The sequence below is a fragment of the Pasteurella testudinis DSM 23072 genome (genome assembly GCF_900176075.1).
GTDB lineage: Bacteria > Pseudomonadota > Gammaproteobacteria > Enterobacterales > Pasteurellaceae > Chelonobacter > Chelonobacter testudinis.
This window is the reverse complement of sequence record NZ_FWWV01000006.1, coordinates 21522-34693: the sequence shown is the minus strand read 5'-3', so window position 1 is coordinate 34693 and position 13172 is coordinate 21522. Positions and strand designations below refer to the sequence as shown.

Genomic DNA, 13172 nt, shown 5'->3' with positions numbered 1-13172 from the left:
GTCACCCACTTGGTGCAAGAGACAGAAAGACGAAAACTTTACGGCTAAACAGGACAATTTGAACACCCGCCACTGACCGTTTTTTCTGACAAGGACTAAACGGCATTTGTGTTTCCTATCGAAAAGTTTTCAATTGATAGGCATCTTCTATCAATTGAAGCTTAAAATCGGCAGGTAAAATGTGACGTTTTTACCCTGTCACTTTTTAGTGTCAGTTTCCACTTGTCACTTTTTATTTCTCCTCCGTCAATGTCAGCGCGACAATGCACAAGGTGATGATGACAATGCCCAGCGTTATCGGACGATTGCCATCTAACACCTGCCCCGCCATCTCGACAATGGCAAATAGTAATGTGATTAGTAAAATGATAATTTTCATCTTTTCTTTCTCCTTTGTTATTTATTCAATGACAATTGATTATTTTTATTAACTTATTGTTTTTATTATTTTTATTTGACAGGCAACAGGTAGTGATTGACAAAGGACAGGGAACAGGCAACAGGTAGTGATTGACAAAGGACAGGGGACAGGTGATAGTGACTCTGCCACCTCACTGCCCCCTGTCCTTTGTCACGGGGGTTTGCGCGAGCATGAAAAAAGCCGCTCGTGTGAGTGGCTTTGTGGTTAGGGTGGGGTTAGTGGTTAGTGGTTAGTTGTCCTGGTAGTTTTTTAGTGCTGCGGCTAAACCGCCCGGCTTTTCTTCTTCTTCCCATATCATCGCCTCGAACAACGCGCGTATGACGTGATCTGAGTATTTTAGGTGGGCTATTCCCATCCGCGCTTTTGTAGCCTCAATCTTCGCTCGAAGCTCAGGTGAAACCTCAACTTCTATGTTTTCCCGAATCATTATCATCTCCTTTTATACACCTGTTTACGGTGGTCTACTTCGGTTGCGGTCACGGTAACCACTCCGTCATCTATGCTAGCTAACACGCGATAGTCGCCAATTCGATACGACCACTTATCCCGCAGCTCGCCTTTCAGTTGTTTTCCGTGCGCTCTCGGGTCCTCACATCCATCAATATTATCTAAAAGAAAGGCGAGAATCCTCTCGCCCTGCCGTATATCAATTCTTTTAAACATTTTCGTGAAGGTGCTTGACAACACTAAACTATATGTCATACCCTTCAACCCTCATCTGTTCGGCGAACTCCTTCGCGGTGTAGGTTTTTTCTTCGCCATTCCGCACCCTCGCCATGACTTCATCAATGCGTCGTGCCGCTTGACGGTCACTTTCACGCTCCGCCAGCTTGTCCAGCATTGCCTCTAACGCCCGATTTCTTGCGAATCCAGCACTCTCACTGGATAGTGATAGTCTCATGTCTGCTTCTCCTCTATTAGTTATGTCGTTATAATGCCCCCGAAAGGGGGCATTGGTCAAGTGTTACCAGCCAAGCTGTTTGATGACGTGTAACTTGCGGGCCATCTCCTCTTTCTCACGGTTGACGGCATACAACTTCATGCTATACACACGCGCTTCGGAGACAAGCTTCATTGCGTTTTCGAGCGTGTCAGCTGTTGCAGAGCAGATGACAGTGCCGTCTGCGGTAATGAACTCGTCTTTCCATAATCCGGCGATGGTGAACACGCGGAAGCTGTTAGGGTCCAGTTTCGGTTCCCCTTCGCGTGGTTTCATCTGTGTACACAGCACGTTCAACACGTCTTGGTACTGCTCATAGACACTCTCAAGCGTCGCCATTGTCGCCTCTTCCTCCTCAAGCTGTGCCAACTGCCCTGCATAATCGCGGGGGTCGCCGGCGTAGGCATTATCAGCATAGACTGCGTTACGCAGCCAGTTCATCCGGCCTGTGTTCCAACCGCGAGAGTGGATAGTGCGGTTCGCTCCGCCAATGTCGACTGTCACAGTTTCCTCGTCGCCGAACGCCGCCGATAACACCGCCAGACGACTCAACCCTTTGAACCATGCAGCCATCGGCGTGGTGTCCGCTGACAAACCCAATGCGTGGATGAGTCGTTTTGCTCCGTCTTCACGGAAAATTTTCCACCCTAACGGGGCAAGCACTTGTGCCACATCGACATCGTCGATATTGAAATCCTCCTGTACCTGCACCTTCGGCCCCTCAGTTGTACCAAATGCCGGTAGGAGTTGGATATCCATGCTTGGCACATTCAATGCAAAACCACTGAACAATAGTGTGCTAAACTTGGCGTATGCCAAATCCACTACTTCCCATGCCGCGCGACCGGCATCCACTGCGTCTTGCAGTGTCTCCGGTACAGTCCCCTCGACGATGTGCTTTAACACCTCCTCATTTTTGAGGTCGTGCCCTAACGCCTCGTTAAACGCGTTACGCACTGCCGCTCCACCGATACGGCGCAGGGCTGATTTGCATTGTGCGTATGGACAGTCTGTCTTACCGGTACGGTTAAGATATGCAGCCTCCAGTGCGAATGCGCACCAGCGCTGAAAATCAACATTAGCGAAGTCAACCTTTTCAGGCATCACCGCCTCAAAGCGGGTGGATTTTAGCGCCCAGTCGTGGACAAAAGCCATGACGTTAGTGTTGACAACAGATACATTTGATTTTACGATTGAGTTAGTCATACTATTTTCCTTCTGGATAGAGTTGATTAGCCCCTATCATGTGGTAACGACACATGATAGGGGCGCTTGATAGCACCATTGCTATCATCGAGGACACTCAGCGAATGCCCTCTGTGATAGCGACGACTAATAGTCGTCATCGTACTCACCGCGTTCAGCAGCGATGATGTCCTCATATGACACGAGGACACCCTGCTCCCACCAAGGCACAGTGTTATCTGTGCCTTCGTTGTAATACACCATACCATAGTTACTTGGTACAGCCTCAAGGTCGATGGATACATAATTGTCGTCGTTGGCAAGTAGATTGATTTCGTGATTGTTCATAGTGATACTCCTTAGTGGCAGAAAAAGTCGGCAGTAGGTTCAAAACCTACTTTTTGAATTTGCGTCGGTAAAAACCAAACCGAACGCACGGTGCTTCTGTGCGAACCACCCATATAAGAACCGACATTTATCCACTGACAACCGCCATTCGCCCCTTGATAACTACACTCCAAATAAACGAGTGATCTGATTCACATTCCTGAAAAAATTTTATAAAAATTTTTGCTAGGGTCGGTTAATATTTTTGAGGTTACTCGACAGGGGAAATTATGGAAGTTATAGTTAGTATATTAGTGGTGTTAGTGGTGCTTGCAATCATCTTCGCTCATTCGCACATCTCCAATCAGGAGAAAGCCCAAGAGGGTGAAGACCCCAACAGAGAGCGAGAAAAATATTACACAGAATTAAAAACTCTGCGCGAGGAGTACGAGCAGCTAAAAGAAAAGATTAAAAAATTAGACGCGAATAACCCGGAACTTTTAACCAATTCAGCAAGAAAAATACCCTGTAGGGTCATATCACGCAACAAAAAACGTCTACTGAATACAAAACTTTCTTCGCCGAATGCTTCACAGGTTTATGTTTCAGACCTTTCACCCCTCATACCAGATGAAGAAGACCCCGCGACAAGCCAAGATACGCCCCTTGATGGCCATAATAACGAGTTCAAAGAAGCCCTCGAAAAAATCGTATACGGTAATAATAATTTGTTTGTTACAGGTAAAGCAGGTACTGGTAAAACTACGTTACTAAAAACCGCTAAAAATGCGATGGATATCATAGGAAAAAAATCAGTTGTACTATCCCCAACTGGTGTTGCGGCCATCAATGCGAACGGAAGTACAATACACTCGTTTTTTAAACTTATTTTTGGACCGTTCCTCCCAGACGACCACAGATTGAAATACCCCCTCATACATAAAACGGCCAGAGTGGATGAATCCAAGATAAAACTTATACAAGAGCTGGACGCCATAATAATAGACGAAGTTTCTATGGTTAGAAGTGATATTATGGATGCTGTTGATACGATTTTAAGGTACTACAGAAAAAAACCGCATGAGCTGTTTGGTGGGGTTCAAATGATATTTATAGGGGATTTATACCAGCTGCCCCCCGTAGTCGATAGAACGTGGAGAACAGTATGCTCTACCGCATATACTGGAGAGTATTTTTTCTATTCTGGAGCAGTAAACAGACTCGAGTACGATGTTATAGAACTCGAGAAAGTATACCGCCAGCAAAACGACCAAGAATTCACTAAGATGTTAAACCGCCTAAGAGTTAACAAGCCCACAATACAGGATTATACCACTCTCACACGTAAATACTCGTCTGAACACCGACTCTTACCGCCTGACGGATGCATAACGCTATGCACCCACGCAAGCACGGCAAGAAATATCAACTCTAAGCGGCTGGAATCTATAAAAAATAAATTATATACATTCCAAGCGTTCATATACGGCGAATACCCGCACGATGGCGGATACCCCGCCGACGAGTGTATTGAGTTAAAACTTGGCGCACAGGTTATGTTTACTAAAAACGACCGAAATAGATGCTACGTTAACGGTACAATGGGGAGAGTCACAGATTTGAGTGACCACCACATAATAGTTACTACGGACCGAGGTATATCAATCGACGTACCTAAAGAACGTTGGGATAACATTGATTATTCTATAAAAGATGGTGAAGTGGTAGAAGACGTTATCGGGTACTACGAACAGTACCCACTAAGACTAGCATTTGCTATTACCATACATAAAAGCCAAGGTCTCACATTTAGTCAAATCGCTGTCGACGCTAAAGATGCTTTTGTACCCGGGCAAGTATATGTAGCGTTAAGCCGGTGCAGAACCTTAGATGGGATAATAATCAAAACTCCTATCTCCCCTGAAACTATCAGAACGGATAATCGGGTCGACGTGTACATCAACAAACAGAGGGCATTAACTAGTATAAAACGGAAACAGTCATCTATCATAAGAAGCGTTACCCAATCTACGATAAATCCGATAGCGCCCCGCTATATGCAATAAAAAAGCCCCCACTGGCCAACCTGAGAAGCGTAGTGGGGGAATAGCGGAGTATGGAAACACTTTAACAAATAAAGACTGCCCAATCAAGTATCCATTGCAAAAATGATACCTTTTTAGTATCATTTTGTATATGGATATGACTATTGCCGAAATGCGGGAAGATTACCCGCTCCTTGAGATTAAATCGTTGACCGTGAAAGAAGAGCGATATATTCAGCTCCGACTTCGCGGTATCCCCCCGACGGCGGCCGCCAGAAAAGCCGGCTTGCCACACGACATGGCATCCATCAACGCCCTACATGACCGCAAACCGCAACTGGACCGGGCAATCATCTACTACCGCGAACGTATCCGCGAGCGGGCTATCAGCGACGGGGTTGACATCACGTTTACCCGTGCCGACGCACATATGATGTACCTGCAAGCGCACTCGCACTCAGCGAACGCTACGGAAGAAATCAAAGCGACGGATTCTCTAGTCAAACTGTGGGGGCTGGCTGCGCCTGAGAAGAAAGAGATTGAGATTACCAACAAGAAACAGTTAGAAACGCTCAGTGACACCGAGCTGCAACAATTGACCGGTATGACCTACAACCTCGACCCGAGCCAGTATGTGGTGACATCGAATGAGTAAAATGGTCACCTGCCCGCAGTGTCAGACATTCCGCCCGCGCGATAAGTTCACCGACGGGGTCTGTTCGGTATGTGCGTCGGTCAATGACGTCCCGACGCTCTCTACCCGTCCGCGTGAGTTTGTTCCGCAGAAAGAAGCGCAAGAGCGGCTCGCTTTAAAGCAGCGACTAAAAGCGGAGGCAGAGCGAGCCGAGCAGGAGCGTATCGAGGCGTTCAACAAGGAGCAGGAAGCGCTTAAAGAACTGGCTCGACGGGAAGCGGCACGGCGAAACCTGTTACCGTTCGTAATGTACTTCAACGAACAATATACCCCCGGCTGGGTACATGCGGACATTTGCCGTCGGCTTGAGCAGTTCTCAAAAGACGTGGTCGAGGGTAAATCGCCGCGGTTGATGTTGTTCATGCCGCCGCGGAGTGGAAAACTGTGCGCAGACTCCACCCCGGTATTGACAACTAAGGGGTGGACCACCCACGGAGCGTTGAAAGTCGGGGATTATGTATTCCACCCGTCAGGAAAACCTGTGAGGGTGGTGGCATTATCTGATAAGCAGCCTGCCGACTATGTCGTTACAATGAGTAACGGTGAGAAAATCCGTTGTCATGGTAACCACGAGTGGACCCTAAGCCATAACAAAAGAATTTTTACCGAATATGAGACCCACGCTCTGGTAGGCAACCTCACTCGCTCGGAGAAAAACGGCACTAAAACACGGTATATAAACAGGTTACCTGACATTTCTGCGGTCGAGTTCCCCGAAGCTGGGCTTGAGTTACATCCCTATATCCTCGGGCTTTGGCTGGGCGACGGTTCGTCGTCAAAAGCGTGTATTACTCACGATAAAAATGACCAGCCGATGATTGATAAAATCGTAGAATTAGGGCACAAAATTTCATCTGTCTGTGTACATAGGGCCACCGGCGTGGTTACTACCTATTTCGACGGCGACAGAAAACGTAACGGGGGTAAAAAAGACGGTACATGCGGTCGGATGATGCGACTGCTCAGGGATGAAAATCTGATTGATAACAAACACATCCCTGAAAAATACTTCATCACCAGTGTTGAGCAACGCCTAGAGCTGCTTGCGGGATTGGTTGACTCCGACGGGTGCTGCGACAAAAAAGGTCGTGTCACTTTTTCAACGACCAACGAATCGCTGAAAGCGGGCGTTCTGCGCTTGGCGACCGAATTAGGTTTTAGACCATACTACCATAAGGCTGAACCAACAATGTCATCCTCCAGTATCCAAGGCACACTTCCTGTATATACTATCGGTTTTCAGCCGAACTTGGTATTACCGCTAACGCTGGAGCGTAAAAAGCCGAAGCGGGAAGCGCTTCGTAGAGCTGTAACGATAAAAAACGTTGAGTACGCCCCTAATGGGGAGTTTGGTAATTGTATTCAGGTCGACAGTGTGGACGGGTTATATTTGGTAGGTAAAAAGCTGATACCAACACATAACTCAGAAATAGCTTCCAAGACTTTCCCGGCTTGGCACTTGGGACACAACCCTGCACACGACGTCATCGCGTGTTCATACTCTGCATCGTTAGCTGTCGACTTCTCCCGAAAAGTTCGTGGGTTAGTTCAAGACGAGCGTTACCACAACATATTCCCTACGAGGATGGATGAATCATCACAATCAGCCGAGCGGTGGAACACGTCGGCAGGTGGCGGCTACGTCGCAGCGGGTGTTCAAGGACCGATAACTGGTAGGGGTTCTCACATTGCAATTATCGACGACCCGGTGAAAGACCGTGAAGCGGCGGAGAGCGAGATTACTCGCCAAGCCGTCAAGGACTGGTACTCCTCTACCCTCTACACTCGTCTTGCGCCGGGTGGCGGTGTTCTTATCATCATGACGAGGTGGCATCAAGATGACCTCGGCGGTTGGTTATTGGAATGTATGAAAGAAGCCGAGCAGGAGATGGCGGAAACCGGGCAGTGGCCGGAGGACGCCGACCGCTGGGAGGTGGTGCGGTATCCTGCGATTGCGACCCATGACGAGGAGTTCCGCAAGGCGGGCGAGGCACTCCACCCTGAACGCTACGACCTCAAAGCCTTGAACAAGATTAAACGGACACTTATCCCGCGTGACTGGGAGGCACTGTACCAACAGAATCCGGTATCCGCTGACGGTGACTACTTCAAAAAAGACCAGTTCAGGCTGTACGACACAGCCCCGCCGACGGAAGCGTTGCGTATCTACGCGGCATGGGACTTGGCTATCGGGCAGAAAACCACAAACGACTTCACTTGCGGTATCGTCGTCGGGGTTGACCGGGACAATGACATCTGGGTCTTGCACCGATATTACGGTCGCTGGTCATCTAACGAGTTGATACAGCAGTTTTTCGAGTGCCAGCGTGTGTGGTCACCTACCTTACAAGGCATCGAACACGGTCAGATTGAAATGACCCTTGAGCCGTTCATCGTCAAAGAGATGACGGAGAAAAAGGCGCAGTTTAATTACATCAAGCTCAAAACCCGCGGCAACGACAAGATGACTCGCGCCCGCCCGATACAGGGACGTATGGAGCAGGCACGGGTTCACTTCCCGCGCAACGCCCCGTGGTTCCAAGAGTTACAAAACGAGATGCTGGCGTTCCCGTCCGGCAAGCACGATGACCAAGTGGATGCGATGGCATGGATTGGACAGATGATACTGATGCTCTCCCCTAACCGCGAGAAATCGCCACCGCCTAAAAAGTCGTGGCGGGATAGACTGAAAAAGCAGCTTGGAGCAAACAACCGTGGCGTGAGCCACATGGCCTCATAAGGTGGACAAATGAAAACAGTAGACGAGAGTGAGCAACGCGTTATTGCTGATGACAACTGGCAGCGGTATGTTCGCGCCCGCGATACGAGACACCGTAAGTATATCGAGCGTGCTAAACGCAATGACCGTATGTACCTCGGTGAGCAGTGGGATGAGCGTGACCGCCGCGCGCTCGAGGAGACCGGCCGTCCTGCGCTGACGATGAACTTGATTTTGGGGACAGTCAATGCTGCGATGGGTGAGATGGCAAAATCACAAGCCGACGTGCAATACAAACCGGCGCGTGGGACGAACGAACAGGCTGCGAAAGACCTAAACTATGTCTATCAGTATGTGGCGCAGCAGAATAATCTCGAACAAATCGAGCTGCAAGTTATCGCCGACGGACTGATACAAGACCGCGGTTATTTCGACGTGCGTATTGATTTTACCGACAACGTGTTAGGTGACATTAAAATTACGGCGGAGGATCCGCTAGACGTTATCCCCGACCCACAAGCAAAAGAATCCGACCCGTCGTCGTGGAACGAGGTGTTTATCACGCGGTTCATGGATTTGGCCGAGATTGAGACGTTATACGGCAGCGAGAAAGCGAAAGCGCTACGGCTGTCATACGCCGAACCGTTGGCTGCTGACGCTGACGCGTTTGAGATGTCGAAACGTACCTACGGTGGCGAGCCTGAACAAACTGACTTTTACGGGTCAATTACCGACAAAGACGTAAAACGGGTGCGCGTTATTGAACGACAATATTACCGTTCGCGCAAACTGACACAGGTCGTTGACCTCATCACCGGTGACACGAAAGATTTGCCCGATAACATCGCAAAAGACGAAGAAAAACTACAGATGTTAGTGGACTCACAACCGAATGTCGGGTTGCGCAAAATCACGAAGCGCGCGGTACGCACCACTATCAGTGCCGGGTATACCGTGTTATTTGACGACTGGTCACTATACGACACCTTCACTATCGTCCCTTACTTCCCATACTTCCGCCGCGGTAACCCGTTGGGCATGGTCAGTAACCTCGTCGGCCCGCAGGAGTTATTTAATAAGGTCAGTTCACAGGAGTTGCATATTATCAACACCACCGCGAACAGCGGTTGGGTGATCGAAGAAAACTCGCTTGTTAACATGGACGCGGATGACTTGGCGAATAGCGGGTCGAGAACCGGTACGGTACTCGAATACAAGAAAGGGTTCACCCCGCCGGAGAAGATTCAGCCGAACCAGATTCCGAGCGGCATCCACAACATCTCACAAAAAGCGATGATGTCGGTGCGCCAGATTTCCGGCATCAATGAATCCATCATGGGTATGGACAGGGCTGACGTGTCCGGGGTCGCTATCACCCAACGGCGTGAAGCCGGTCAGGTACAGTTGACCATGCCGAGCAAGAATATCAACCATACTCGTCGGATGTTAGCGAAAAAGATTCTGGAGCTGGTGCAGAAATTCTATACCGAGACGCGAATTTTCCATATTACAGACTACTCCGATCCGAAACAGCCGCAGATTGAACATGCGGTCAACGTGCCGGACGAGACGGGCAATGTTCCGGCGGATATTACCCGCGGTAAGTATGACATCGTTATCGGATTACAACCGTCACGCGACAGTGTTGACGAAACGATATTCAGTGAAGCTATCGGTATGCGCGAAGCCGGTGTCGCTATCCCTGACCACATCGTTATCCAGCACTCTAACTTGCCGAAACGCTATGAAATCGCCGACATGGTGGCAAAAGTTCAAGGTTTTGGCGAGATGTCACCGGAAGAACAGCAAATGGCAGCAATGCAAATGCAGATGCAGATTGAACAAGGCGTTAAAAATCTTGAGAAAATCGAAGCGGAGATTCAAGAAATCCAAGCGCGCGCCGCGTTACAAGGTGCGAAAGCGCAGTCACTGGATGGTTATAGCGAGGTCGGTGTCAAGTTATCTGAGTTGGCGACCAAAAAAGAGATGGCGGAAGACCTACTTAAAGCCCGTGTTGCATTGGCTCAACTGTCTGCGCAACGCAGCGACATTCAAAGTCAACGTTCATCCGCCACTAAACTGGCAGGTGACATGCTAAAAGTCGAGAACGACTTCAAAAAACAGTTACTCACTACCCTAAACCAAAACACCCATAATCTAGGAGACCATAATGGCTAGACAAGACATGATTAACGACGCGATTCCTTCCGCTGACATTGACACATCCGCATTCGGTGACGTAGGGACTGAAAATAATGAGCTGCCTACCGACGTAGATCGCGGTGACGAGGTCGCCGCAGAAACCCCCAGTAGTGACGCACCCGAAAAGGTCGACACGCCGGAGGATACTCCGCCAGTTGAAACTGACACTGCGACGCCTGAGACGGAGGACGACACGCCCGCGGGCGACGAAAACCCGACCGAAAAAGACGGCGCAGAAGATGACGCGAGCCCGACCGACAATGAAGCGGTAAAAGCGAAACGCGTCCCCTATGACCGGTTCAAAAAAGAAGTCCAGAAACGTAAGCAGCTTGAGGAAGAATTAACGCGTTTGCGCGCAGAACAAACGCTTGCAGCGGACGTTAATGTTGACTTTGAATATCAGGTAGACGCCGGTAAGTTTAAGGCGATGAATGACGCGATGGTTGACGGTAACGTTGAACAAGCGAATGCGCTATTTAACGAGATGTTGACGACCGGCATGCAGAATGCGGCTAACGCTGCGGCGCGGGCGGCCGTGCAAAACGCCTATGAGACGGCACGCAACGAGGCTGAACAATCCGTACAAGCCCGCAGTATTATGAGCGAAGCGCAGCAAGCGGCTGACATCGTCATGAGCGAATATGACGTATTCAACGACCAGACGGAGTCGTTCGATGAGGCGATTTTCTCAGAGGCGGTACGGGTTCGTGACGGGCTGATGCAGACTGGTATGAGCGTTGGCGAGGCTATCCTCGAGGCCGCCGAGATGGTGTCTGCGAAACACGGAATTAAAGCGAAATCACTGACCGAGGTTGAAAAAAAACCTGCTGTGAAAGCCCCGAACGTGAAAGCGAAACTGGAACAAGCGGCAAAAGTTCCGCCAAAAGTGGGTGGTGAACGCCACGATTCAAAACCGGAAATTGATATTTTTAATATGTCAGAAGAAGAGTTCGATGCACTAGACCCGAAAGAGTTGGCACGTTTGAGAGGAGATTATCTATGATTATCACCACTATTACCGACGGTAAACTTAAAATTAACGGCGAGGATGTATCGCGTAGCGTAGCTGAGTTGCTATATAAAACGCTCGGCGAGTACCTTCACCCTAATGCAGTCACAACCGCTGAAATTACTGCAATTGCTTCGCAGTCCTTGACTACTAGCCACCTCAGCGGTGGCGTCCGACCCTACGCCACCCACCCACTGAACCACAAATCGTTCGGCTCCACCGGCATTGGCCCGTACGACCGAGGTCGATAAATACAAAAGGATACCAAATTGGTATCCTTTATTGATTTTAATACCTTATTGTGCAACAATATACATAACTCGTTTGGTGTACGTTAAACACCAGTCCCCTGCACTTTAGCAGCGTACCAAATCTCGTCGTTCCACGTTACGGATAGTGAGTAAATAAAAACATTCATTTTCATTTATCTAGGAGGGGCGGCACATGGCCGACACCAATTTAACCAACTTCGCCGGGCTACTGGAAAACCAGAAGAAAGTCTGGGCAATGGAGCTGTGGCAACAAGCCCGCGCCAAAATGTTCGTCAACAACTTTATCGGTACTGGCGAAGATTCCATGATTCAGCGTGTAACTGAATTGACCAAAACCACTCACGGTGACCAAGCTGTTATCCACTTGATTGCTGACCTGATGATGGACGGTGTGACCGATGACTTCATGCTGGAAGGCAATGAAGAGTCGATGAAAGCCTACGACCAAGTTATTACGGCGGACCAATTGCGTCACGCAGTACGTAGCAAAGGTAAAATGGCTAACCAACGTTCTGTCATCAAATTCCGCGGAAACGCTAAACGTCAGTTAGCACACTGGTTAGCAGACCGCGTCGACCAGTTAGCATTTCTGACCTTATCCGGTATCGACTACAAGTACGATAACTCCGGTAAAGTGCGCACATTCGAAGGCCGCACCAAAGAAAAAGGGCTGTTGTTGGAAGCGTTAGCATTCAACAAAGATGTCACTGCGCCGACTGACGCTCGTCATTTACGCGTTGATGGTACAGGTCTCGCCGCAGGTGACACCAGTAAAATCAAAGCAACCGATTTACTGGGCTACCGTCATATTGTCGAACTGAAAGCCTACGCCCGCGATAACTATATCCGCGGTGTCGGTACTCACAACGACAAATACCACATGTTCGTAACCCCTGCTGGTATGGCGCAATTGAAGTTGGATAAAGACTTCATCGAAAACGTACGTTATGCAGGTACTCGCGGTTCAAGTAACCCGCTGTTTGCCGGTTCTGACGTGTTAGTGGTCGACGGCGTATATATCCACGAATACCACCACGTGTTCAACACCCGCCGCGCAACCACCGGTGGCGACGGAAAAACCGCGGGTAACAAATGGGGTACGGGAGGTGCTATTGACGGTCAACGTGCATTGTTCTGTGGTGCGCAATCCTTAGCGATGGCGGATATCGGTCCGGGTGAATGGGAAGAAGATACTTTCGACTACGGAAACCAACAAGGGGTTTCGTACGGTAAAATCTTCGGTTTCTTGAAACCTGTGTGGCACGATAAAGTGACCGGCAAGAAACAGGACTTTGGCGTTATCGCCCTTGATACTGCCTTACCAACCACTACCAAAACACCATAACATTAATCGGGGC

13 protein-coding genes are annotated in these 13172 nt (G+C 49.1%); 7 read left to right on the top strand and 6 right to left on the bottom strand.

Features of this window, described 5'->3' with window-relative positions; genetic code table 11:
* Window positions 1-232: 232 nt before the first annotated feature.
* The 6 genes from B8880_RS14365 to B8880_RS04055 all read right to left on the bottom strand — a co-directional run bounded on the left by B8880_RS14365 (window position 233) and on the right by B8880_RS04055 (window position 2894).
* Window positions 233-379 carry a hypothetical protein gene (locus B8880_RS14365; RefSeq protein WP_159460714.1) on the bottom strand — a complete coding sequence of 49 codons (147 nt, stop codon included), beginning with the start codon at window positions 377-379 and terminating at the stop codon, window positions 233-235.
* A gap of 271 nt (window positions 380-650) precedes the next feature.
* Complete coding sequence (locus tag B8880_RS04075; protein ID WP_084256188.1) at window positions 651-848, bottom strand: hypothetical protein; 198 nt, start codon at window positions 846-848, stop codon at window positions 651-653.
* A 2-nt stretch (window positions 849-850) separates the two neighbouring features.
* Entirely contained in the window at window positions 851-1123 is a 273-nt protein-coding gene (locus B8880_RS14830) for a type II toxin-antitoxin system RelE family toxin (RefSeq protein ID WP_084256186.1), read from the bottom strand.
* On the bottom strand, window positions 1113-1322 hold the full coding sequence (locus B8880_RS04065; protein ID WP_084256184.1) for a hypothetical protein: 210 nt from the start codon (window positions 1320-1322) through the stop codon (window positions 1113-1115). Before B8880_RS04065 ends, B8880_RS14830 begins: the two co-directional genes overlap by 11 nt.
* Window positions 1323-1385: 63 nt before the next feature.
* Entirely contained in the window at window positions 1386-2567 is a 1182-nt protein-coding gene (locus B8880_RS04060) for a hypothetical protein (RefSeq protein ID WP_084256182.1), read from the bottom strand.
* Between the two features lie 126 nt (window positions 2568-2693).
* The gene (locus tag B8880_RS04055) at window positions 2694-2894 is read right to left on the bottom strand and encodes a hypothetical protein (protein ID WP_084256180.1); all 201 of its coding nucleotides are present in this window, start codon (window positions 2892-2894) and stop codon (window positions 2694-2696) included.
* A 269-nt stretch (window positions 2895-3163) separates the two neighbouring features.
* Between B8880_RS04055 and B8880_RS04050 the strand changes: the two genes are divergently transcribed.
* The 7 genes from B8880_RS04050 to B8880_RS04020 all read left to right on the top strand — a co-directional run bounded on the left by B8880_RS04050 (window position 3164) and on the right by B8880_RS04020 (window position 13159).
* Entirely contained in the window at window positions 3164-4939 is a 1776-nt protein-coding gene (locus B8880_RS04050; RefSeq protein WP_084256178.1) for an ATP-dependent DNA helicase, read from the top strand.
* Between the two features lie 130 nt (window positions 4940-5069).
* Window positions 5070-5573, top strand: a complete 504-nt coding sequence (locus B8880_RS04045) for a hypothetical protein (protein ID WP_115306347.1) — start codon at window positions 5070-5072, stop codon at window positions 5571-5573.
* A complete protein-coding gene (gene terL, locus B8880_RS04040) occupies window positions 5566-8352 on the top strand; it encodes a phage terminase large subunit (RefSeq protein WP_084256174.1) in 2787 nt (928 codons plus the stop codon). Before B8880_RS04045 ends, terL begins: the two co-directional genes overlap by 8 nt.
* Window positions 8353-8361: 9 nt before the next feature.
* Window positions 8362-10509, top strand: a complete 2148-nt coding sequence (locus tag B8880_RS04035) for a portal protein (RefSeq protein ID WP_084256172.1) — start codon at window positions 8362-8364, stop codon at window positions 10507-10509.
* Complete coding sequence (locus tag B8880_RS04030) at window positions 10502-11536, top strand: hypothetical protein (RefSeq protein ID WP_084256170.1); 1035 nt, start codon at window positions 10502-10504, stop codon at window positions 11534-11536. The genes B8880_RS04035 and B8880_RS04030 overlap by 8 nt, the downstream gene beginning before the upstream one ends.
* Complete coding sequence (locus B8880_RS04025) at window positions 11533-11793, top strand: hypothetical protein (RefSeq protein ID WP_084256168.1); 261 nt, start codon at window positions 11533-11535, stop codon at window positions 11791-11793. The genes B8880_RS04030 and B8880_RS04025 overlap by 4 nt, the downstream gene beginning before the upstream one ends.
* Window positions 11794-11986: 193 nt before the next feature.
* Window positions 11987-13159: a N4-gp56 family major capsid protein gene (locus B8880_RS04020; RefSeq protein ID WP_084256166.1), complete on the top strand. Its 1173-nt coding sequence runs from the start codon at window positions 11987-11989 to the stop codon at window positions 13157-13159.
* Window positions 13160-13172 lie beyond the last annotated feature (13 nt).